Source organism: Paludibaculum fermentans (genome assembly GCF_051172195.1).
Taxonomy (GTDB): Bacteria; Acidobacteriota; Terriglobia; order Bryobacterales; family Bryobacteraceae; genus Paludibaculum; species Paludibaculum fermentans_A.
The window spans coordinates 338,237-358,278 of record NZ_JBPJAQ010000003.1; the positions used below are offsets into that span (position 1 = coordinate 338,237).

Genomic DNA, 20,042 nt, shown 5'->3' on the forward strand with positions numbered 1-20,042 from the left:
GGACAGGTTAGTTCTTCTTCGCCAGTTGGCTGGCGAGCAGGGCAACCAGGGCTTCTGAAGCTGTGGCGTTCCCACCGCCGCCGGCGACCATGACATCGGGGGTCAGGCGGATCCCCTTGTCGGCCAGGGCCGTGAAGATCTGGAGCAGTCCGTAGTATTCCCCCATGGCCTCGACGCCTTTGCGGGCGGCTTCGGCGCGGGCGAGACCGACGGCCTGGATGGCCGTGGCTTCGTTGGAGCCCTTGACGGCCAGGATCTCGGCTTCGGCCGTACCGCGGCGGCGGATGGCCTCGGCTTCACCGTTGGCGCGGGTCGACATGGCGGTGGAATCGCCTTCGGCCTGGCGGACGGCGGCCTGCGCTTTGCGCTGGGCGATGAGGATGTTCTGTTCCTCGTTGACGAGTTCGCGCTGCTTTTCGGCGAGCGCCTTCTCGGCCTCGAGCGTCTTGCGGGTCTCCTGGGCGAGGCGTTCGGCGTCGTAGGTCTTCTTCTGTTCCTCAGCGATTTTGCGGGCGATGAGCGGCTCCATCAGGGACGGGGGCGGAGTGATGTCGCCGATCAGGCTGTCGACGCTCTGTACGTCGTACTCGGAGATGGCGCGGCTGATGTGCTCGCGGGCCTCCTTCTGGCGATCGGAACGGGCAGACAGGAAGTCGAGGACCGTATAGTTCTGGGCGCTGTTGCGGAAGTAGTTTCCGACCAGCGGCTCCAGCACCTGGTTGACGAGGTTGCGGACCGAACCCACACGGCTGATCACCCAGGGCGCTTTGGTAGCGCCAATGTTGATGATCTGGCTGACGTCGAGGTTGAAGGTAAAACCGTCCCGCGAGCGCACGGTGATGGTGGAGAGTTTCTCATCCAGTTTGTGCGCCTCGCTGCGGGCGTTGGCCCAGTTCAGCACGATGTTGGTGGTCGGCACCAGTTCGATGCGCAGACACTCCATGTTCAGGGGGTGCTTGCCGGGGTACAGGGGCTCTGACCAGACGCCCTTGCCGCCGCGAGGCACGATATTGCCATGCGTGAACGCTTCGCCCGAGATGTCTTTTTCGTCGCTGCCGACGAAGCTGACCACGACGCCGACGTAGCCGATGGGGACCTCAAAGAGGTCGGCCAGCTTCACGTCGACAAACCACGGATTCAGGTTGAACTGGCCGGCCATGATGATCTGTTCCTGCAGGCCGCGGTGGCCGCCGGCCTGGATGAAGGCATCGGGGTCCTGGAAGTTGGCGTGTCCTTCCACGATGGGGGCAGCCATCTGGCCCTTGGGCATGGGCGCGCCGTCCATGGCGGTGACGATGGCGACTTTGTCCGGAGGGATGTTGATGAGATCAGTCTTGAACACGTCGAACAGGACGAGGTTGATGCGGTACATGCCGGCCGTGAGGACGGCGGCCTGTTTGCCTTTCTGCCCGCCATTGCGCAGGAACGCTTCGGCGTCCTGGAAGTTGTCACAGGCTACCTTGCGGGCGAGGATGCGGTCCATGGGCAGCAACTGGCCGTCCTTCGCCAGGACCATGCCGATCTTGCCGGACTCAATGGTAAGAATGGGGCGCTTGTCGATGCGGTACATCCAGGGCCAATACCAGAAGTGCAGTCCGGGCGCGAGGGTGCGGGCCTGATAACCGGCTTCGCCTTCGAGGGCGACGATGCGGCCCTGCGGCAGATCCTTCGAGCCGAACTTCTTCACAATGTGGCCGACCTGGTCTTCCCGGATCAGCACCCAACCGAGTAGGAATTTGCTTAACACCACAACGCTGACCATAATCAGCGCTGCCAAAAGGTACGGAACATACGCGGACATATGAACTCCTTGTACGGACTCTGCATCAGAACTGTATGGGGGATTCCTTGCGCTGCGCTAGCCGGACGGCTGCGCTCTATGGCAAGGTTTCGAGGTAAGTCATCTACGAGGTGGACCAGCCTGTTGGGGCTGACCTCCATCAGCAATATACTCCCGGATGGGCTGATTTGTTCCAGAAATCGGACAGGAATCGGAAGGTAGGTATGGCGTTTACTTCCCGCGTTGGAGGAAAGCGGCTACGGGAAGAACGAGAAAGCTGGCGAGCCAGACATAGAAGCCGGGGAGTACGCGCAGGATCGCCGTTTTCGTGATATTTCCTTCATCTCCGGGCAGTTCGCGGCCGAGGTCGGAGAAGACGGTGCAGGCGATGGCGACGGCTAGCACTCCGGCGATGGCCGCGGCCGTGGGTTTGCGGAGTGCACCTAAGACCAAACCCAGGAGCCAGACCGGGTTGGCATACCAGCCCAGCACGCCGGCGAAGATGCCGGACCAGCCAACCGCGAGGGCCCGCAGGCCGAGCATGATGTCGTCGGGCGAGCCGGTCTTGCGCAAGGCGAGGGCGGGGAGGCAGCAGGCGGCTCCATAGAGAACCAGACTGACGAGTAAGGCGCTCTTCATCCTGGGTATTGTAGCCGAGAGTGGGGGAGGCGGGATGGAATCGCACGAAATGGTCCAGGAACTCTGGCGAGGTTGGCCGCGTAACGAGAGTCAGGAATGAAAGGACATAATTCCTGATGCCATCCATTCGATCCCTGACTCGCCGCCGGGCACTGCTGATTGGAAGTTGCGCCGCGGCTGTATTGTTGCTCGGAACTCCGTTTGTGGCTCGCGGCTTTGTCGTGCCCGGCGCCTCGATGGAGTCGACGATCCTGGTGGGCGACCATCTGATTGTCGGGACGCTGCACGGACGGCCGGCGCTGGGCGACGTGATCGCGTTCCGCTCACCGGCGGAGCCGCAGCATATATTCATCAAGCGAATTGCCGGAATGCCGGGCGACCGGATTCATTTTGTGAATAAACTTCTGTTTCGCAATGGCAAGGCGGTGAACGAACCCTACGCGTGGCACGGCACGACCTTTGTGGATCAATACCGGGACAACTTTCCGGCTGAAGCGAACATCTCGCTGCCGGACTCAGGCAAGAAGATGCTGGCGGAGCATCGCGAGAGCGGGGAGATTGTGGTGCCCGCGGGCTGTTACTTCGTGCTGGGGGATAACCGCGACAACTCGCTCGACAGCAGGTATTTCGGCTTCGTTGCCGAGGAATCGGTGCAGGGTTCGCCGTTGTTTGTGTACTGGTCGAAGGATCCCAACGGCGGTACGCGGTGGGCGCGCACGTTTCAGAGGATCAGGTAGCGGGTTAGAGCAACAGGCCGGCCAGTGCGAGGAGAGCGGCGGTGGTGGACGCGCCCCATTTCCCGATGTGGGGCAGCAGGGCCAGGCCAATGCAGAGAACCGCGGCGGCGACCAGGAGTTCGACGCCCAGCACGTGGGCGCCGGCGAACTGCAGGATGCGGATGCCGGTGAACACGCCTGTGACCAGGGCTCCGACCGCCACCGCCGGCCACTTGCCATTGATCCGCCACAGGCAGGCCGCGGAGGCCGCCACCTGCATGCTGAACGGGAAGAAGAGGCGGCGGTCGCCCGTCCAGTGGAACAGCGCCAACCAGAACAGTCCGGCGGCCGCGGCCTGCAGCATCGGCCAGCCCACCTGTTCCCAGGTACGCAGCGCCACTACCCAGATGGCTGCGATCAGCGCCCAGGGCCAGCCGCCATAGAACACAGCAAAGGCCAGCAGGGTGACCGCCGCCAAGTTTGACGGGAGGGTGCTCTGCAGGTGCCCGGCTTGGTCCGGCAGCTGGATCGACAGGGTCATTGCAGCTTTGATTCCGCCAGGAGTCCGGCCGATGGATTAAATATCCTTGCCTGCACTTTGGTAGGCTCCGGGGCATGGGCCATCGATTGAAGTTCCGGCATCTGGAGGGCATTTGGGCGGTGTGCCGCCTGGGGGCGGAGGAAGAGATTCCAGCCTGGGCGGGGCGCGGGCGCTTCGTCTCGATTACCCGTACGCCCGAAGAGCTATCCGTTGTCTGCCCGGCGCAACAGGTGCCGGAGGGAATCCGCGTACAGGCTGGCTGGGCCTGCCTGCAACTGGCCGGACCGTTCGACTTCGCCCTGACCGGGATTCTGGCTTCGTTCCTGCAGCCTTTGGCGGAGGCATCGGTGCCGATCTTTGCGCTCTCGACCTTTGACACAGATTGGGTGCTGATTCCGGAGGAGCACCTGTCGCGGGCGCTGGTCGCGCTGCGTGAAGCCGGTCATGAACTGACTGTTTAGCGGCTTGTGGGCGGCGCCAGCCAGACGCGGACGGGTTCGTCCCGATCGCAGGTGAGCTGCCCGTCTTTCAACTTCAATTCGGCGATCTGAAAGAGGGTGTGGCGGCCGGAGTTGGGCACCGCGGGATCGGCGTCGGCTCCGCCCTGGTGGGTGAAGTAGATGATGTAGGCGCGCCCGCCGCTGACGACGACGTCCGCATGCTGGCCCTTCTCGCGGTCGGTGGGCAATTTGCCGCCGTCGCGCAGGATGGGTTCGGCCTGGGCTGTCCACTTGGTGGTATCGGGCGAGGAGTAGACGGCGATGCCTTTCCACATATCCGTGATCATCCAGTAGCGGCCCTGCCACTCAAAGACCTTGGCGCCTTCTCCGGCGCGGTCGTCGACGGCGACTCCGCCCGGATTCCACTGATTCAGGTCGGGGCTTTCGGCGTAGTAGATGTGGCTCTTGTCGCGCTCGTTCTTGTACCAGAGCCGCCACTGGCCGTTCTTCAGGCGGATGACGGTGGCGTCGATGACGCGGTCTGAGGCGAGCGGCAGTTTGACGCCGTGGCTCCAATGGAGGAGGTCGGTGCTGGTGAGGTGCACGATATCGCGCGGGGCGTTCCAATCGGGGAAAGTGCCGGGGACCACGGAGAGGAACATGTGATAGAGCTTGCCGTCGTCGATGACATCGGGGGCCCAGAGCGAGTAGTCGGGCTGGCCATAGTCGATGTCGGCCACGCCGCGATATTTCCAGGTAGCTCCGTTGTCGACGGATTCGGCGATGCCGATGCGCGTGCCGTGTACCCAGGCGACGCCGGGCAGGTTGGGCACATTGGCGCGGCGGTTGGTGTAGAGCATGAACCAGCGCTTTTCGGCGCGGTTCCAGACGAGCACCGGATCGGCGGCGCCATCGTGGACAGGGTCCCGGAATAGAGGTTTGGCCGCGATCTTGCCTGGTTGTGCGTTCAGGGGGGCGGTGAGGAAGCAGGCGGCTCCGGCTGTGACCAGGGCCAGCAGGAAGGACTTCGTCCAGCGGGGAAAGATCAGTGCGTGCACGCCGACTATCGTACTCCCTCCGGCAGCGGCGTCCACCCGGGCCCCTGCGTTCAGGAGACACTGGTGGGATGCACGGATTCGGCCTGATTCTCGGTGTCGCGATGCTCATGCAATGGCCTGCGTCGGCCCAGCAGCCGCTGTTCTCCTTTGGAGCGATTGCGGACGTGCAGTATGCGGACAAGGATGATGCGATGGGCCGGCAATACCGCGTCTCCACGGCGAAACTGGCCGCGTGCGCAAACCAGTTGAATCGCGAACGCCTGCAGTTTGTGGTGCACCTGGGCGACCTGATCGACGAAGGCGCGGGCAATCTCGAGGTGATCCGCAGGGTGTACGACCAAGTCCAGGCGCCGCGCTACTACGTGTTGGGCAATCACGACTTCACGGCGGGCCGGTCCACACTGATGGCGGCCCTGGGGCTCGCAAAGCCGTACTACTCATTCACTGTGAAGGGCTGGACGTTTGTGGTACTGGACGGGATGAACGAGAGCGTCGCGGGCGGCTGGCCGGAGAGTGATGCCCATGCGCAGGCAGGCCGTGCGACGCTGGAGGCCCTGCGGAAGGCGGGCGTCCCGAACGCCCAGACCTGGAACGGGGCACTGGGCCCGGAGCAGCGGCAGTGGCTGCGGGAGACGTTGACGCGAGCCGCCGCTCAAGGCAGTCGGGTGGTCGTCTTCAACCATTTTCCGGTGCTGGCGGCGGCGTGCCGGCCGGAGCATCTGCTGTGGGATCACGAGGAGGTCCTGCGGATTCTGGAGGGCAGCCCGGCTACGGCTGCCTACATGAATGGCCACGATCACAAGGGCGGTGCGGCGCTGCACTCCGGGATCCCTTACCTCACGTTGCCCGGCATGGTGGAGCACGCCGTGACTGAAAGTTGCCAAGTAGTGGATGTCTATCCTGACTCACTGGTGGTGCGGCAGGCCGGCGCCGAAGGGGGCCGCCGGTTCCCGCTGCGCTAGACGAGCAAGTATTGCAGGTGTTCGCCGCGGCCGATGCGCACTGCGTCCGCTACCTCGTAGACGAGGATGGTGCCGTCGTCGCCCAGGCCGGTGCGTGCGACGCGATTCAGCAGTTCGACTACCTGTTCGGCGCGTTCGTGGGACACGAGCATTTCCAGGCGTACCCTCGGCGAATTTGCGCGATACCGGGCGCCCCGGTAGAAGGCTTTGGGACTGTCCGGGCCGCCGTGGTCCATGATCTGGGACAGCATGATGCCCTGGATGCCTTCCTGCTCCAGTGCCGCCTGAACGTCATCGAGCCTGGATGGTTGAATGTTCGCTTCGATCTTCAGCATGAGCCGAAATTGCCTCCCACCCCGAGACTATTCCGGACGTCATAAGGAAGTCATGGCGGGGGCATAAGGAGAATGTAAGGATTCAGGGGCGGTTCAGCGGAGGGAAAAGTTGTACAATCCGCCGGCGCCCGCCGGGGCTTACACTGAAGCCACAGGGCCTGGATTCAGGCCGAATTCCGCTGGGAAGGCGAATCACCATGAATGAGCAGCAAGAGCCGGCGCCGGGGACCATTCACAGCGTCCAGCCCTACCTCCGATTGCGGCGCGCGGCGGAGGCCATCGACTTCTACAGGCAGGCGTTTGGGGCGGAGGAAATTATGCGGCTTACCGAGCCCGGCGGACGGATTGGGCACGCCGAGATCCGGATCGGGCCGGCGGTGCTTTTTCTGGCCGATGAGTATCCCGAGTTGGGCATTCGCGGTCCGGAGTCGCTGGGCGGCGCCACCATCGCGATGCATCTGAGTGTAGATGCGGTCGACGCCGTGGTGGAACGGGCCAGCCAGGCCGGCGCGGCCATCACACGTCCGCCGAAGGACGAGTTTTACGGCCAGCGCACCGCCGTCGTACGGGATCCGTTCGGGCACGAGTGGATGCTTGCGCAGACAATCGAGGAGGTTTCGCCGGAGGAGTTGCAGCGCAGGTTCGAGGAACTCACCAAGTAGGGCGGTGAAGGGGCAAAATTGGCCACTCCTGTAACCTTTCGATAGCAGAGCGCGCATCCTGTTAGTGTGCGATGGGATCCACTTCAGTTCCGGGGCGCGGCAACGTATTCCGGGGCGGGTGCAGGATGCCAGTGCAGGTAGGCACTCACCTACCGTTCTCACCATTCGAGAGGGGACTACTAAATTGCAGAACAAGCCTGCTCAAGGGACCGGCCGCAGAACGTTTCTCCAGGCCGCGACGGCTGGTGTCGCGATTGCCGGCTCAGCCAACGCCGGGCCGGGTACGGGTGTCGCTCGGGCCCTGACAGAGAAGGAAAAGCTGGCACGCCTGGCGTCCAACACCTGGCCGCTCAGAACGCTGTTCAAATCCCGGCCCACGACGCGTCCGGTGAGTCCCGAGGTGGAAGCATTCCGCAAGAAGTACGGGCAGATTACGATGCTCGACTTCCCGCAGTTCACGAAAGACACGTTCCCCGGCGTCTGGCACATGGATCTGTGGTCGTCGCTGTTTGGCGATGTCACGGACCAGAGCATGTACGCCGGCTCGACGGTGATGATGGGCGAAAACAAGCGCACTGTCTACGAGTTCGACCCGTCCACGCCGTCGTCGAAGAAGTGGCTCACCACGCTGGCAGGCAAGATGGCCGCGGGCGGGGTGCTTTGCCATCACATCTCCAACAACGCGCCGCGCGACATCTGCGATCTGGATCCGGAGAAGCGCAAGGCCGGCATCGAAGTAGCGAAGAAATGGCTGGACGGTGCTGCGATCCTGGGCGCCAAGACCATGCGCGTCAACACGGGTGGGCCGCGTATCGCCCCAAGTGCCGTGGCGACATCGGACTATCCGCGCAACGACGAAGTGGTGAAGTATCTCGGCAACGCGATTGAGTCGTTCAAGGAGATGGCTGACTACGGGCAGAAGGTCGGTGTGAAGGTCACCATCGAGAACCACTGGGGCCTGAGCGCCAATCCGCTGCATGTCCGCATCATCCTGGACGAAGTGAACCATCCCTTCTGCGAGGCTTCACCGGACTTCTGCAACTGGGAGCACGAGTACATGCTGTACCATGCGCTCGACGATCTGGCTCCCTATGCGCACTCCACGGTGCACGCCAAGACCTGGAGCCGCTGGAAGGAAGTGGATGTGCAGCGCTGTGTGCGGATCATGACGGCCAACAAGTTCCAGGGCATCTTCGCGCTGGAGTACGAAGAAGGTCCGTGGGACGGTGTGGACGGCGCGCGCTACCTGATGAAGGAAGTGCTGGCCGCACTCTAGGCGCACGGGAAGAATGCCGGCAGACGCGCGGCGCCTGCCGGCATTCTTGTATCCACTGGAAGAGTGCGATCTAGGGCTGTACCGCGGGCAGGGTATTGGACCCGCTGGTATTCAGGCAGCTGGGGTGGCCGAAGCCGCTGGCGCTGATGCCCGTACCGCCGTTGATATTGGCGGCGATGTCGAAGATGATGTTGTCCGGATGCGTGGGGTCGCCATTGAACAGGCTGGCCGGCCCAGGTACCGCCGGCAGTGTTCCGTTCACGGCCATGTGGTCGAGTTTCAGGATGCTCCGGACGCGCCAGGCGATGTTGTGGTCGGCGCAGGAGGTGTCGCCGCTGACGCCGACCCCGCCCACGATCTTATGGCCGGTGGCGTAGAGCGCCAGTCCGCCGCCGAACACGTTCACGCCGCCGATCTTGTCACCCACCATGGGGTCGTTGTTCGTTCCGTTCTTGGAGGAAGGGCCCCGGTAGGCGACGGTGGTGTCCACGGGGTTGCTGTGTTGTAGACCGAACAGGCTGCCGCCGGGCTGCACGGCGGAATAGAGATTCGCGGTGGAAAGTGATAGGCCGCCCGCTTGTCCCGAGCCGTTGTCATCAGACGATGGGTCGAGGCTGAACGCGTTGGCGGCGTTGGCCTTCTGCGCGGAGATGACTCGGCTGCCCGGCCACTGGGCGCCGCGGTTCTCGCCTGAGAACGCCACGGCGCACACGACGCCGTCGCGGTTCACGAGAGTCGCCCACATTTGATTGTTCAGTCCGCTGGTTTCCGCCGCGGTGGCCGTCGCCAGCGCACTCTTCAATTGCGAATAACTGGGCAGATTGGAGCACTCTGAGTTGTTCCCGTTACCTTGGGAGTCATCAAAGGCGGCTCCAATGGCAGTGAAAGAAAAGGTGAAAATCAGGCAGAGCGCAAAACTCTTGGCCGGACCCCAGGGTCGTATCATGTTCGTCCTCCGAAACGGTATCTTTCCTGGCCTCCGAAATCAGTGTTCGGATGCCAGGGACGTACACGACCGGCCTCCCTCCGTCGACCATCTGCCGCTCTCTGTCTGGCGGTTCGAAGGCTTCCGGAGCCAATTGACTATAACTCAATACAGTTAATCTGGAAAGAAAATCTTCTGCCTGGCGTGCGGCGTCTATTCGCCGTTGCGCAGATCCTTCAAGCCGGAAGACGTGTACGAAATCGCGCTGAAACGCACCTGGCAGCCCTGGCCCATGGGCGATTGCACCAGGAATCCGGCCTTCACCGGCAGCGGTTCCAGACCGAAAGCGCGGGCCAGATGCCACGGGCCGTGGGCGCTGGTGGCATAGTGAAAGCCGAAGCCGCGGCCGATGCTCGCCGCTCTCAGAAACACCCGGTTGCCCTCGATCGTTACGGAATTGCAGTCGTCCGAAACGCCCCTGGTTACCACGGTCACCACCATCGGCCGCCCTTGCGGGGAGAACTCGAAACAGAGTTTTGCCCAGTTCGACTCGTCCTGGTAGAGCACGAGCACGCCGGCATCGAAGGTGCTCTGGAAGTCCACCTCCACACAGGCGCTGAGCGCGAATTCCGCGTCCGGTTGGAAGAGCAGCATGGCCGCATCCAGCTTGCGGGCGTCGCCAATGGGGTCGAGGAAAAGATCGGTTCCCGGCTGTGCCTGGCCGTGGAGCACGTCCTCGTCAACCCGCCAGATATCAGGCACGGTGGAATGCAGAGCGCCCGGCAGCGCGGGCAGCAAGATGGGTTCATTCGGCAAGATCACGACCTCTTTCTCAAGCATGGCTTAGCGGGCGGTCCAGCCGCCATCGATCAGCATGGTATGGCCGGTGACCATCGAAGCAGCGTCCGATGCCAGGAACACCACGGCTCCGGCCACCTCCATGGGTTCTCCAATGCGGTGGAGAGCCGCGATGCGTTCGACCACGTCGGCGCGGAAGGTCTCGTCGGCTAGGACGTCCGCATTACCCGGGGTTGCGATGAAGGTGGGCGCCACGGCGTTGACGCGGATGCCGTGTTTGCCCCATTCCACGGCCAGGCACCGGGTCATGTGAACCAGGGCGGCCTTGGTCATGCAATAGACGGATACGCCGGGCAGGGCTACGAAACCGGCCTGCGAACTCAGGGTCACAATCGAGCCGCCCCGCTGCTTCAGCATGACGCGCGCGGCCGCCTGGCTGGCAAAGAAGGCGCTCTTCACGTTCAGGGAGAACTGCCGGTCGTATTCGGCCTCGCTCACCAGTTCCGCCGGATTCACTTCCGCCAGGCCCACGTTGTTCACGAGGATGTCCAGCCGGCCGAAGTGTTCCGCGGCGGCGTCAATGGAATCCTGAATCTGTTGGAGTGACGACACGTCCATCTGGAGCGGCAGCGCCCGGCGTCCCATGGCTTCGATCTCAGCGGTCAGGCCACCATCGGAGGAAACATCGCGCAGGCCGAGGGCGACGTCGGCTCCGGCATGCGCCAGGGCCAGGGAAATCGCACGGCCCAGGCCGCGGGCGGCGCCCGTCACCAGTGCCGTCCGTCCGGTCAGATCGAAACGCGGGAATTCAGCCATCCCGACCAGCTTACCCACTCCGGCCTGCGCGTTGTCCCCGGTGATAGACAATGAAACATTCGCCATGCTCTCCAACACGCCCGCAGCGACCCCTCGACGAATCGCCCTGGTGACCGGGGCCGGCAGCGGCATTGGCCGGGCCTGCGCGCTGGCGCTGCAGTCCTCCGGTTATTCCGTAGTGCTGGCGGGCCGGCGCGAAGGGCCGCTGCAGGAGACAGCGGGGCTGGCCTCCCCCCAAGGCGGCAGCACGCTGGTGTGCCCCACGGATGTCGGCCAGCCGGAATCGGTGCAGGCGCTGTTTGCCGCGATCCGCTCCCATTTTGGCCGGCTCGACCTGCTCTTCAACAATGCCGGCACCAATGCCCCGGGCATCCCCATGGAGGACCTGTCGTTCGAGCAATGGAGCGCGGTGGTGGCCGTGAATCTCACCGGGCCGTTTCTTTGCGCCCAGCAGGCGATACGGCTGATGAAAGAGCAGGACCCGTGCGGCGGCCGCATCATCAACAACGGGTCGATCTCGGCGCACGCGCCCCGGCCTGGCTCCGCGCCCTACACCGCGACGAAGCATGCCATCACGGGGTTGACCAAGTGCATCTCCCTGGATGGCCGTGAACACAACATCGCCTGCGGCCAGATCGACATCGGGAACGCGGCCACGGAAATGACGGAACGGATGACGTCCGGGGTGCGGCAGGCCAACGGCTCCACGATGGTGGAACCGCGCATGGATGTGCGCCATGTGGCCGAGGCCATCCTGTACATGGCCGGACTGCCGCTGGACGCGAACGTTCAATTCCTGACGGTCATGGCCACAACCATGCCGTTTGTCGGGCGGGGGTAGAGGCGCTTGTTGGCCCTGGCTCAATCCCGCTTGTAGTAGATGGCGCCCCAGTTCGAGCCGAGCTCCACGTTCAAACGGCCACCCTGCGCGGAGACGGTGTTGCCGCTGATCAGGTCGGTCCAGGGGCCCGCGTCCGGCACTTCGAACGAGACCTGCTGCGTGAACTGGGAGAAGTTCAAGGCGACGTAGAAGCGCTCCAGGTGTCCTTGCCCGTCGTCGCCCCAGCGGTGGTAGACGACGATGTTGCCGGCGCGGTCGATGCCGAAGCCGTGCTCGTTGCGTTGCGTATTCGATTCGTCCCAGTTGTTGGGGTAGAAATTGTTGCTGCGCAGGCCCGGGTGCGCATTCCGGATGTTCATCATCTGTTGGTAGCGGGCGAAGACGGTGGGGCCGGGTTCTGCCTGCCGCAGCAGCCAGTTCAATGGGCGGGGTACGACCCGTCCATCGCCATCCTCGGGCATGTCGTTGTCGAGCCCGAATTCCTGGCCGTTGTAGATGAGCACCGCTCCGGGCGCCGTGAACAGGGCGATGACGTAAGGCTGGGTGAGATACCAGAAACCCCGGCCACCGGCCTTGAGCATGAAGCGGCGGTGGTCGTGATTCTCGATGTAGATGGTGGGCGTGTGATCGGCGCCGAAGTCGCGGTGCGAATCCAGCAGGCGCAGCAGGCCGGGCTCCACCTGGGGACGGCCTTCGGGGCGGTTGCCCAGGTAGTCCATATTGCGGCTGCGGAAGGGATCGAGCCAGCAACTGGTGGCGCCCACTTTGTTGGTGACGTCGATGGCTTCAAAGTCCCAGCTATGTTCCAGGATCAGGGCGAAGTTCTTGTTCCCCGTGTCGGCGCAATGGGCGCGCAGTTCCGACAGGAGCCTGGGCAGCCCGTGGGCTCGGTCGTCAGCCTTGTAGAGGCCCAGCGTATTGTCCAGGCGGATGCCGTCGATCTGGAACTTGTCCATCCAGTAGAAGCAGGCGTCGCGGATGTATTCGAAAGTGCAGTGGTTGGAGTAGTCGAGGTCCTGGAAGTAGGCATGGTCGGCAAAGTTGCCGACATAGGGGGAATCGGCCGGTTCCTGATAGAGCCAGTAGTAGGGGAAGCCGCGGTCGGGCGGAGAGGCGTCGGCGTGGTTGAAGACGCCGTCCATGATCACATGAATGTCCCGCTTATGACACTCGTTGATGAGCCGCTTCAGGTAGACGAGCTTGTCCAGTTCGGTATCCGGATTCAGCGTGTATTTGTGGGCCACGGAGAAGTACTGCACCGGGTTGTAGCCCCAGCTGAAATCGAGCGTGGTGTCGACGGGATAGGTCCACGCGGTCCACGGCATGAACTCGATGGCATTGATCCCGAGGGCGACCAGGTCGTCCAGCTTCCGGGCGATGGTCTGCAGGGGCGCCTCGTCGTCGTGCTTCAGCATGGCCGTGAAGTCGTCGATCATCAGTTCGTAGATGATGAGGTCGCTGTAGGGCCGGCGGGGATTGGCTAGCGGCTGGACAGTGGCCACGGCTCCGCCGACGACAAAGCCGGAGTTTTGATTCTCGGTGCCGCCATAGCGCGAACAGGGGTCGGTGATCTGGCGCGGCTCCGCCTCCAGGAAGTGCAGCAGGTATTTGTACTCGTAGAAGCCGTCGGGCAGGGGCGGCGAGACGAAGGTGTACACCAGCCCCTTCACCGTCCCGGTCTGGGGATCAGTGTACTTCGACGGAGTCATCCGGACGGGGTGATCCGGATCCCAGATACGGGTGAGCGGGTTCTGGAAGCCGCCCACCACGAACACATCGGTCAGCCCGGGGGAGCCGCCGCTGTCGTACTGGTCCGGGTCCAGGGTGTTGTCGGGAACGAACAACTGGAACGTGACGGTTTTGTCGTTCTGGTCGACTATAGCGCCAAACTGCTCGTACATTCGAAGGTCCTCCGAGAGTAGGGTGGCCGCAGTGCAGCCTCAGTCCGGGCGATGGGCACGACAGAACATGCTCCCCTGGCTGCACGCGTGGCTGTTGATCCGCCTGGTCCTGCCTCTCTTGCGCGGGCAGGCTCCGGCCTATTGCATTGAGCGGAGCGGGGACGACGCGATCCCCACTGTCATTGTGTAATTCAAGGCCCGGGCGTTTCGCGGCTCCGGGCCGGGGTTCTACTTGCCGTAGCCTTCAGCCTGGAAAGCGTCTTTCAGGGCGCCCAGCAGGAGTTGGACGTTCTCGGGGCTGGAGCCGTAACCCATGGTGCCGATGCGGAAGACTTTGCCGCCCAACGGTCCCAGGCCACCGGCGATCTCGATGCTGTGCTCCGCCATCAGCTTCTTGCGGACGTTCATGTCGTTCACGCCTGCCGGGACGAAGGGGGTATTCAGCGTCCACAGGCGTTGGCCTTCGGCCACCAGCATGCCCACACCGAGCTCGGCCAGGCCGGCGACGAATGCCTCATGGTTGGCCTTGTGGCGCGCCCAGCGGTTCTCCAGACCCTCTTCCGTGATGATCGCGAGGGACTCGTGCAGGGCGTAGAACATCGAGATGGGCGCCGTGTGGTGGTAACGATGGGCGCTCTCGTAGTAGTCCAGCAGCAGCTTGAGGTCCAGATACCAGCTCACCGTGGGCGTCTTGCGGTTCTTCAACCATTCCAGGGCCAGTGGAGAGCAGGTGATGGGCGCCAGTCCGGGGGGGCACCCCAGCGCTTTCTGTGTGCCGCTATAGGCGATGTCGATGCCCAGGTCGTCGACCAGGACGGGCATGCCGCCCAGGCTGGTGACGCAGTCGGCGATGACTAGCGCGCCGGCGTCGTGCGCGGCTTTGCAGATGGCTTCACCGGACTGGTAGGCGCCGGTGGAGGTTTCCGCCTGCACAAAGGCGACCACGGCCGGCTTCGTGCTGGCGATGAATTCGGCCGCCTCGGCGTCGGTATAGGTCTCGCCCCAGGGCTTCTCCAGCCGCACGACGTCGCCGCCATGGCGGCGGGCCATCTCCGTCAACCGGTCGGAGAAGTAGCCATTGGCGAAGACGGCCACCTTGGCGCCCGGCTCCACGAAGTTGGTCACGGCGCATTCCATGCCGGCGCTGCCTGTGCCCGAGATGACCATGGTGAACTCATTGGCCGTGCCGAAGCAGGTCTTGAGGCCCTGACGAATGTCCTCGTTGACCTGGAAGAAGAAGGGATCCAGGTGGCCCACAATGGGCTGCCGCATGGCTTCGTAGACGCGCGGATGGACCGGGGACGGCCCGGGTCCGAAGAGCAGCTTCGTGGGTGCTTTGAGGGCGGAGGCTGAGGTGGACATCACTGACCAGTTTATTCTGAAAGGTAGGTCTCGTGATCGCACTCCCCGTTGATGCGCTGATCCCCTCGATTCTCGAGTCGCTGCGCAGCACCCCGAATCTCGTACTCGAAGCCCCGCCCGGCGCGGGCAAGACCACGCGCGTGCCGGCTGCCCTGTTGGGGGCGGTGAGGGGCCAGATCCTCGTTCTCGAGCCCAGGCGCCTGGCGGCCCGGCTGGCGGCCCGCCGCGTTGCGTCCGAACTGGGCGAACAGCCCGGCCAGACCGTCGGGTATCAGGTGCGGTTCGAACAGGTGGGTGGGCCGGCTACCCGGCTGCGGTTCCTGACGGAGGGGGTGCTCACCCGGCAGCTATTGACTGATCCGGACTTGAAGAATGTGGATGCAGTCATCCTGGATGAGTTCCATGAACGGCATCTGGAGGGGGATCTGGCACTGGCGCTGCTCCACCGGCTGCAGCAGACCCGGCGCCCGGATTTGCGGCTGGTCGTGATGTCCGCCACGCTGCATGGCGAACCGATTTCCTCGTTTCTCGGTGGGTGTCCGGTGCTGCGCAGCGAGGGGCGGTTATTTGACCTTTCCGTCGCGTATACGCCGCATTCCGCCGCCGCGCTGGAAACCCAGGTGACGGAAGCCGTGGAAACGATGGTGAAGGAAGAGGGCCAGGGCGACATCCTGGTATTCCTGCCGGGCGCCGCGGAGATTCGCCGCTGCCAGAGGGCGCTGCAACGTTTCGCGGACCATCGCGGCGTGCTCGTGCTGCCGCTGTACGGCGATCTTTCCCCGCAGGAACAGGATCGCGCTGTCGCGCCGGCCGAGCAGCGGAAGGTGATCCTGTCGACCAATGTGGCCGAGTCTTCCATCACGATCGAAGGCGTGCGGGCCGTGGTGGACTCGGGCCTGGCGCGGATCCCGAAGGATAATCCCTGGACCGGCCTGGCGCGCATTGAGATTCAACGGGTTGCGCAGGCCTCCGCCGTACAGCGGGCCGGCCGGGCTGGACGCACGGGACCGGGCCGCGTCATCCGCCTGTACACCCAGGAAGAGCTGCTGCGCCGCCCGGCTTACGACACGGCCGAGATCACGCGCCGCGAGCTGGCTCAATTGTGCCTGGACCTGCACGCCGCGGGGTTGCGCAATCCCTTGGATCTGCAGTGGTTGGACGCTCCGCCCGAGGCGGCACTGACCGCGGCTGAAGATCTCCTGCACCGGCTGGGTGCGCTGGACGCGGAAGGCGCGATCACTGCCTTCGGACGCCGCATCGCCGCCTTGCCGCTGCATCCGCGCCTGGCTGCCCTAGCCATCCACGGCGGCGCCGAAGGATGTGCCGCTGCCGCTGGTTTGGCCGCCGGGAATCGCCCGCAGGCCGCCCAGATCGAAGATCAGCTTCTGCGTCTGACTTCGCCGAAACGAAGCCACCACGATCCGTTGCCCCAGGCTTACCTGCGCACGTTTCCAGACCGTGTCGCGCGCCGCCGCAAGTCCAACGAACTGCTGCTCAGTGGCGGAGCATCGGCGGTCCTGTTGAACGACAAAGGCGTGGAAACGACGGAGTTCCTCGTGGCACTCGATATCGAGGACCGGCCGGACCAGGGGCTCCCGATCGTGCGGCAGGCGTCTCCGATTCAGGCGGACTGGCTGCTGGACCTGTTTCCCGATCGCGTCACCGCGCGCGAGACCGTCACCTGGAACCGCATGGCGGAGCGGGTGGAGGCCGTCAGTGCGCTGCTCTACGACAGCCTGGTACTGGAAGAGTCGCGCGGGCAAACCTCTGATTCTGAACAGGCGGCCGCGCTGCTGGCGGCTAAGGCGGTGGAAGCCGGGGTGCACCGGTTTGCCGACGCCGAGGCCGTCCACGCACTGCGAAACAGGGCCGCGTTTGCTGGTCTGACGGAGCCCGATCTGGAAGCGGCCCTGCGCACCTTGAGCCACGGATTGAGCTCGTTTCGCGAGCTGGAGCAGATGACCCGGGACGGCGGGCTGGAGCGGGCTCTGGTGGATGGGCTCGGCCCGAATGCGCAGCGCACGCTGGAGCGGGCGGCTCCGGAATCCATCAAATTACCGTCAGGCCGCCGCGCGAAAGTGCAATATGCGGCGGGCCAGACTCCGTGGGTCGCGTCACGTCTGCAGGACTTCTTCGGCATGGCCGAGTCGCCCCGGATCGGCGACGGCACTCCACTGGTGGTGCACCTGCTGGCGCCCAACCGCAGGCCGGTGCAGATGACCCAGGATCTGGCGGGGTTCTGGGAGCGGCTGTATCCTCAAGTGCGGAAAGAGCTGTCCCGGCGGTATCCGCGGCATTCCTGGCCGGAAAATCCTTATAATGTCTATAGAGATTAAGCAATGAAATTCCAAGCCCTCCTATTCCTGTTACCGGCAACCCTGCTGGCACAAGCGCCCAAAGGTATCTGGGACGCTGCGGTGACATCGGAGGGGCAGCCTGTGGCCTTCCGGTTGGAGTTTGCAGGCAGCGCTCCGCTGCGGGGCGCGATCCTGGACGGTGAGAAGCGAATCTGGTCGAGTTCCGGCACTTTCGCCAATGGTTCGCTGGAGTTGAAGTGGGACTACTTCGACTCCGTCCTGAAGGCGTCGATGGAGAATGGGGTGTTGAAGGGTAGTTACGTGCGCCGCAAGCGGGTTGGTCCGGTGACGCTGCCGTTCACCGCGAAACCGTTCCAATCGCCGGCGCCCAGCACCGCTAAGCCGGCGCAGTTTGCCGGGTTGTGGCGGCTGGAGACGGAAGCAAAGCAGGGCGTCCGGGTGATGGACGGCCGGTTCCGGCAGTCGGGCGACCAGGTGACGGGGACGATTCAGAGGATCGACGGCGACTTTGGGACGCTGAGCGGCCAGGTCGACGGGAACCACCTGATCTTGACCCATTTTGACGGGATTCGGGCCACACGGGTTGAATTCGAGATGCAGGCCGACGGAACGCTGCGCGGAGCGACGACCGGGGGGCCGAAGTTCCGCGGCGTGCGCGCGGAAAAGGCCAGTCAGATGGGGATCCCGGAGCCGCCAGACCCCACGCGGTACATTGCGGTCAAGAATCCGGCGGAACCGCTGGCCTTCCGGTTTGACGATCTCGACGGCAAGCCGGTGTCGCTGGCGGATGCGCAGTTCCAGGGCAAGGCGGTGATCGTTACCATCACCGGCAGTTGGTGTCCGAACTGCCACGACGAAGCCCCGTTCTTACTTGATCTTTATCGTAAGTATCATGCAAAAGGACTGGAAATTATCTCGTTAGGCTTTGAATACACAGGGGAAATCGAGCGCGATCGGGGGCAGTTGCGGGCGTTCGCCCGGCTGTTGCACATCCCCTGGACGGTGCTGTTGGCGGGCACTACGGAGGATGGGGAAGTGCAGAGGAAGCTGCCGCAACTGGCGAGCTTCGGAGCGTTCCCGACCACCTTGTTCCTGGGCCGCGACCACCGTGTGGAAGCGGTGCATGCGGGATTCGCCGGTCCGGCCAATCCGGAAGAACACCGCAAGTTAAAAGAAGAAACCGAATCGCTGGTACAAAAACTTCTCAAATAATTCTAAAGAATCGCAACTCATCTGCGATCTGTAGAACTTGGTACTCAAAGCCAGAAGTGCGACCCGTGTCTCCGCTGCCGAGGCGGCACTGGAGCGCCGGGCGGATCAGGACTTGGCGCACCGCAGCCGTGTGTCGAGTATGGCCCAGGTTTTCTGCGTGGCCCTGCTCGGGTTAGGTGGGGATTACTACCGCGATCTTCCCGTCGCCTTCTCCCTGCTGGCCGTATGGATGGTGGCCTTCACCGTGATGCGGATCCGGCTCACCCTGCGAAAGCCGGAAGAGGCCGGCGACCGCGGTGATTTCAAGATGCTGCTCCACGCCAACGTGATTGGCACGGCGATTGGGTGGGGCGCCTTTTTTGGGCTGGCTGTGTATCACTATCCGGTGGGGTCGTGGAACTCCAACTTTGCTTTGCTGCTGATGCTGGGCATTGGTTCGGGCTCCATTGCGACGCTGATTTCCCACTACGACCTGCTGCGGTTGAATCTGCTGGCCTATTCGCTGCCGGTAATCGTCATGCTGGTGATCGATTCGGGGCAGCGCGGCATTGTGCTGGCGGGCGGTATTCTCGCCTATAGCCTATTCATGATCTGGCAGGGCCGCAATCTGAATCACTGCTATTGGGCGGGGTTGCACGACCATGCCCTCATTCAGGTGAAGGTCCAGGAGCTGGAGCAGGCTCGCCTGGAGGCTGAACGGGCCAACCGTGCCAAGAGCGAGTTCCTGGCCAACATGAGCCATGAACTGCGGACGCCGATGAACGGCATCCTGGGCATGACGGGGCTGACCCTCGATACGGAACTGACCGCGGATCAACGCGACTACCTGGAGATGGTGCAGACCTCCGGAAACGCGCTGCTGAGGCTGTTGAACGAGGTGCTGGATCTCTCAAGGATCGAGGCCGGACACCTGGAGCTGTTCGAAGATCCGTTCGATCTGCAGGCACTGATGGACGAGGTGCGGCGGATGTTCGCGGTCCAGGTGCACCAGCGAGGGCTCGAACTCAGCTTCCGGGTCGCGCCCGGTGTGCCGCGTATGCTGATTGGCGACGAGGGACGGTTGCGCCAGGTACTGATCAACCTGGTAGGGAATGCGATCAAGTTCACCACGCAAGGCGGGATCTACGTCGACGCGAAGCTGAGCGCTGCGGATTCGCAGGCGGACGCGGAGGCGTTGATGGTGGAATTCGCGGTGCGGGACACCGGTCTTGGCATCCCGGTGGAGATGCAGGACGCGGTGTTCCACTCCTTTGTCCAAGTGGATGGATCCCTGCGGCGGCAGCATGGCGGCGCGGGGCTCGGGCTGGCGATCTGTTCCAAGCTGGTGGAACTCATGGGCGGCAGCATTACGCTGGACTCCACCCCGGAGAACGGTTCGACGTTTCGCTTCAGCGCCAGGCTGCGCAGGGTGACCAGCGGCGCGGCGGAAGCCTCTTCACAGATACCGATTTCGGCCTGAT

19 protein-coding genes are annotated in these 20,042 nt (G+C 63.7%); 9 read left to right on the top strand and 10 right to left on the bottom strand.

Annotated features, from left to right (window positions below; all coding sequences use genetic code 11):
* Positions 1-7 precede the first annotated feature (7 nt).
* Both ACR9Y2_RS35325 and ACR9Y2_RS35330 read right to left on the bottom strand, forming a co-directional pair.
* Complete coding sequence (locus ACR9Y2_RS35325; RefSeq protein ID WP_435046609.1) at positions 8-1,801, bottom strand: SPFH domain-containing protein; 1,794 nt, start codon at positions 1,799-1,801, stop codon at positions 8-10.
* Positions 1,802-2,011: 210 nt separating this feature from the next.
* Positions 2,012-2,419, bottom strand: coding sequence for a hypothetical protein (locus ACR9Y2_RS35330; protein ID WP_435046610.1), 408 nt, complete (start codon positions 2,417-2,419; stop codon positions 2,012-2,014).
* A gap of 116 nt (positions 2,420-2,535) precedes the next feature.
* On the opposite strand from ACR9Y2_RS35330, the gene lepB reads away from it, so the two are divergent.
* Entirely contained in the window at positions 2,536-3,156 is a 621-nt protein-coding gene (lepB, locus tag ACR9Y2_RS35335; RefSeq protein ID WP_435046611.1) for a signal peptidase I, read from the top strand.
* Positions 3,157-3,160: 4 nt separating this feature from the next.
* On the opposite strand, the gene ACR9Y2_RS35340 is transcribed toward lepB, so the two are convergent.
* Complete coding sequence (locus ACR9Y2_RS35340) at positions 3,161-3,676, bottom strand: hypothetical protein (protein ID WP_435046612.1); 516 nt, start codon at positions 3,674-3,676, stop codon at positions 3,161-3,163.
* Between the two features lie 74 nt (positions 3,677-3,750).
* Here ACR9Y2_RS35340 and ACR9Y2_RS35345 point away from each other — a divergent pair, with 74 nt between their 5' ends.
* Positions 3,751-4,137, top strand: a complete 387-nt coding sequence (locus ACR9Y2_RS35345) for an ACT domain-containing protein (protein WP_435046613.1) — start codon at positions 3,751-3,753, stop codon at positions 4,135-4,137.
* On the opposite strand, the gene ACR9Y2_RS35350 is transcribed toward ACR9Y2_RS35345, so the two are convergent.
* The gene (locus ACR9Y2_RS35350) at positions 4,134-5,174 is read right to left on the bottom strand and encodes a glycosyl hydrolase (protein ID WP_435046614.1); all 1,041 of its coding nucleotides are present in this window, start codon (positions 5,172-5,174) and stop codon (positions 4,134-4,136) included. The genes ACR9Y2_RS35345 and ACR9Y2_RS35350 overlap by 4 nt on opposite strands.
* Positions 5,175-5,242: 68 nt before the next feature.
* Between ACR9Y2_RS35350 and ACR9Y2_RS35355 the strand changes: the two genes are divergently transcribed.
* Positions 5,243-6,136: a metallophosphoesterase gene (locus ACR9Y2_RS35355; RefSeq protein ID WP_435046615.1), complete on the top strand. Its 894-nt coding sequence runs from the start codon at positions 5,243-5,245 to the stop codon at positions 6,134-6,136.
* Here the strand turns inward: ACR9Y2_RS35355 and ACR9Y2_RS35360 are convergent.
* A complete protein-coding gene (locus tag ACR9Y2_RS35360) occupies positions 6,133-6,471 on the bottom strand; it encodes a P-II family nitrogen regulator (protein ID WP_435046616.1) in 339 nt (112 codons plus the stop codon). The two genes, ACR9Y2_RS35355 and ACR9Y2_RS35360, sit on opposite strands and share 4 nt — an antisense overlap.
* A gap of 197 nt (positions 6,472-6,668) precedes the next feature.
* On the opposite strand from ACR9Y2_RS35360, the gene ACR9Y2_RS35365 reads away from it, so the two are divergent.
* Positions 6,669-7,133, top strand: a complete 465-nt coding sequence (locus ACR9Y2_RS35365; protein WP_435046617.1) for a VOC family protein — start codon at positions 6,669-6,671, stop codon at positions 7,131-7,133.
* 184 nt (positions 7,134-7,317) lie between these two features.
* Positions 7,318-8,409: a sugar phosphate isomerase/epimerase family protein gene (locus ACR9Y2_RS35370; protein ID WP_435046618.1), complete on the top strand. Its 1,092-nt coding sequence runs from the start codon at positions 7,318-7,320 to the stop codon at positions 8,407-8,409.
* 70 nt (positions 8,410-8,479) lie between these two features.
* Here ACR9Y2_RS35370 and ACR9Y2_RS35375 read toward each other — a convergent pair whose 3' ends face one another.
* The 3 genes from ACR9Y2_RS35375 to ACR9Y2_RS35385 form a co-directional block, all read right to left on the bottom strand.
* Complete coding sequence (locus tag ACR9Y2_RS35375; protein WP_435046619.1) at positions 8,480-9,355, bottom strand: GlcG/HbpS family heme-binding protein; 876 nt, start codon at positions 9,353-9,355, stop codon at positions 8,480-8,482.
* A gap of 192 nt (positions 9,356-9,547) precedes the next feature.
* Entirely contained in the window at positions 9,548-10,156 is a 609-nt protein-coding gene (locus tag ACR9Y2_RS35380; RefSeq protein WP_435046620.1) for a DUF1349 domain-containing protein, read from the bottom strand.
* Positions 10,157-10,177: 21 nt separating this feature from the next.
* Entirely contained in the window at positions 10,178-11,014 is an 837-nt protein-coding gene (locus tag ACR9Y2_RS35385; RefSeq protein ID WP_435046621.1) for an SDR family NAD(P)-dependent oxidoreductase, read from the bottom strand.
* On the opposite strand from ACR9Y2_RS35385, the gene ACR9Y2_RS35390 reads away from it, so the two are divergent.
* Positions 11,013-11,789 carry an SDR family oxidoreductase gene (locus ACR9Y2_RS35390; RefSeq protein ID WP_435046622.1) on the top strand — a complete coding sequence of 259 codons (777 nt, stop codon included), beginning with the start codon at positions 11,013-11,015 and terminating at the stop codon, positions 11,787-11,789. The two genes, ACR9Y2_RS35385 and ACR9Y2_RS35390, sit on opposite strands and share 2 nt — an antisense overlap.
* Positions 11,790-11,809: 20 nt before the next feature.
* On the opposite strand, the gene ACR9Y2_RS35395 is transcribed toward ACR9Y2_RS35390, so the two are convergent.
* Positions 11,810-13,690 (bottom strand): alpha-amylase family glycosyl hydrolase, encoded by a 1,881-nt coding sequence (locus ACR9Y2_RS35395; RefSeq protein WP_435046623.1) that lies wholly within the window; start codon positions 13,688-13,690, stop codon positions 11,810-11,812.
* A 228-nt stretch (positions 13,691-13,918) separates the two neighbouring features.
* Positions 13,919-15,052 carry a pyridoxal-phosphate-dependent aminotransferase family protein gene (locus ACR9Y2_RS35400; RefSeq protein ID WP_435046624.1) on the bottom strand — a complete coding sequence of 378 codons (1,134 nt, stop codon included), beginning with the start codon at positions 15,050-15,052 and terminating at the stop codon, positions 13,919-13,921.
* Between the two features lie 32 nt (positions 15,053-15,084).
* On the opposite strand from ACR9Y2_RS35400, the gene ACR9Y2_RS35405 reads away from it, so the two are divergent.
* The 3 genes from ACR9Y2_RS35405 to ACR9Y2_RS35415 are packed head-to-tail and all read left to right on the top strand — an operon-like array spanning position 15,085 to position 20,041.
* Positions 15,085-17,388, top strand: a complete 2,304-nt coding sequence (locus ACR9Y2_RS35405; RefSeq protein ID WP_435046625.1) for an ATP-dependent RNA helicase — start codon at positions 15,085-15,087, stop codon at positions 17,386-17,388.
* A gap of 3 nt (positions 17,389-17,391) precedes the next feature.
* Positions 17,392-18,582, top strand: coding sequence for a TlpA disulfide reductase family protein (locus ACR9Y2_RS35410; protein WP_435046626.1), 1,191 nt, complete (start codon positions 17,392-17,394; stop codon positions 18,580-18,582).
* Between the two features lie 37 nt (positions 18,583-18,619).
* On the top strand, positions 18,620-20,041 hold the full coding sequence (locus ACR9Y2_RS35415) for an ATP-binding protein (protein WP_435046627.1): 1,422 nt from the start codon (positions 18,620-18,622) through the stop codon (positions 20,039-20,041).
* Position 20,042: the final 1 nt, after the last annotated feature.

Bases quoted from the DNA above. Each gene is read 5' to 3' on its own strand.
- ACR9Y2_RS35325 (WP_435046609.1), bottom strand. From the start codon at position 1,801: ATGTCCGCGTATGTTCCGTACCTTTTGGCAGCGCTGATTATGGTCAGC.
- ACR9Y2_RS35330 (WP_435046610.1), bottom strand. From the start codon at position 2,419: ATGAAGAGCGCCTTACTCGTCAGTCTGGTTCTCTATGGAGCCGCCTGC.
- lepB (WP_435046611.1), top strand. From the start codon at position 2,536: ATGCCATCCATTCGATCCCTGACTCGCCGCCGGGCACTGCTGATTGGA.
- ACR9Y2_RS35340 (WP_435046612.1), bottom strand. From the start codon at position 3,676: ATGACCCTGTCGATCCAGCTGCCGGACCAAGCCGGGCACCTGCAGAGC.
- ACR9Y2_RS35345 (WP_435046613.1), top strand. From the start codon at position 3,751: ATGGGCCATCGATTGAAGTTCCGGCATCTGGAGGGCATTTGGGCGGTG.
- ACR9Y2_RS35355 (WP_435046615.1), top strand. From the start codon at position 5,243: ATGCACGGATTCGGCCTGATTCTCGGTGTCGCGATGCTCATGCAATGG.
- ACR9Y2_RS35360 (WP_435046616.1), bottom strand. From the start codon at position 6,471: ATGCTGAAGATCGAAGCGAACATTCAACCATCCAGGCTCGATGACGTT.
- ACR9Y2_RS35365 (WP_435046617.1), top strand. From the start codon at position 6,669: ATGAATGAGCAGCAAGAGCCGGCGCCGGGGACCATTCACAGCGTCCAG.
- ACR9Y2_RS35375 (WP_435046619.1), bottom strand. From the start codon at position 9,355: ATGATACGACCCTGGGGTCCGGCCAAGAGTTTTGCGCTCTGCCTGATT.
- ACR9Y2_RS35390 (WP_435046622.1), top strand. From the start codon at position 11,013: ATGCTCTCCAACACGCCCGCAGCGACCCCTCGACGAATCGCCCTGGTG.
- ACR9Y2_RS35385 (WP_435046621.1), bottom strand. From the start codon at position 11,014: ATGGCGAATGTTTCATTGTCTATCACCGGGGACAACGCGCAGGCCGGA.
- ACR9Y2_RS35395 (WP_435046623.1), bottom strand. From the start codon at position 13,690: ATGTACGAGCAGTTTGGCGCTATAGTCGACCAGAACGACAAAACCGTC.
- ACR9Y2_RS35400 (WP_435046624.1), bottom strand. From the start codon at position 15,052: ATGTCCACCTCAGCCTCCGCCCTCAAAGCACCCACGAAGCTGCTCTTC.
- ACR9Y2_RS35410 (WP_435046626.1), top strand. From the start codon at position 17,392: ATGAAATTCCAAGCCCTCCTATTCCTGTTACCGGCAACCCTGCTGGCA.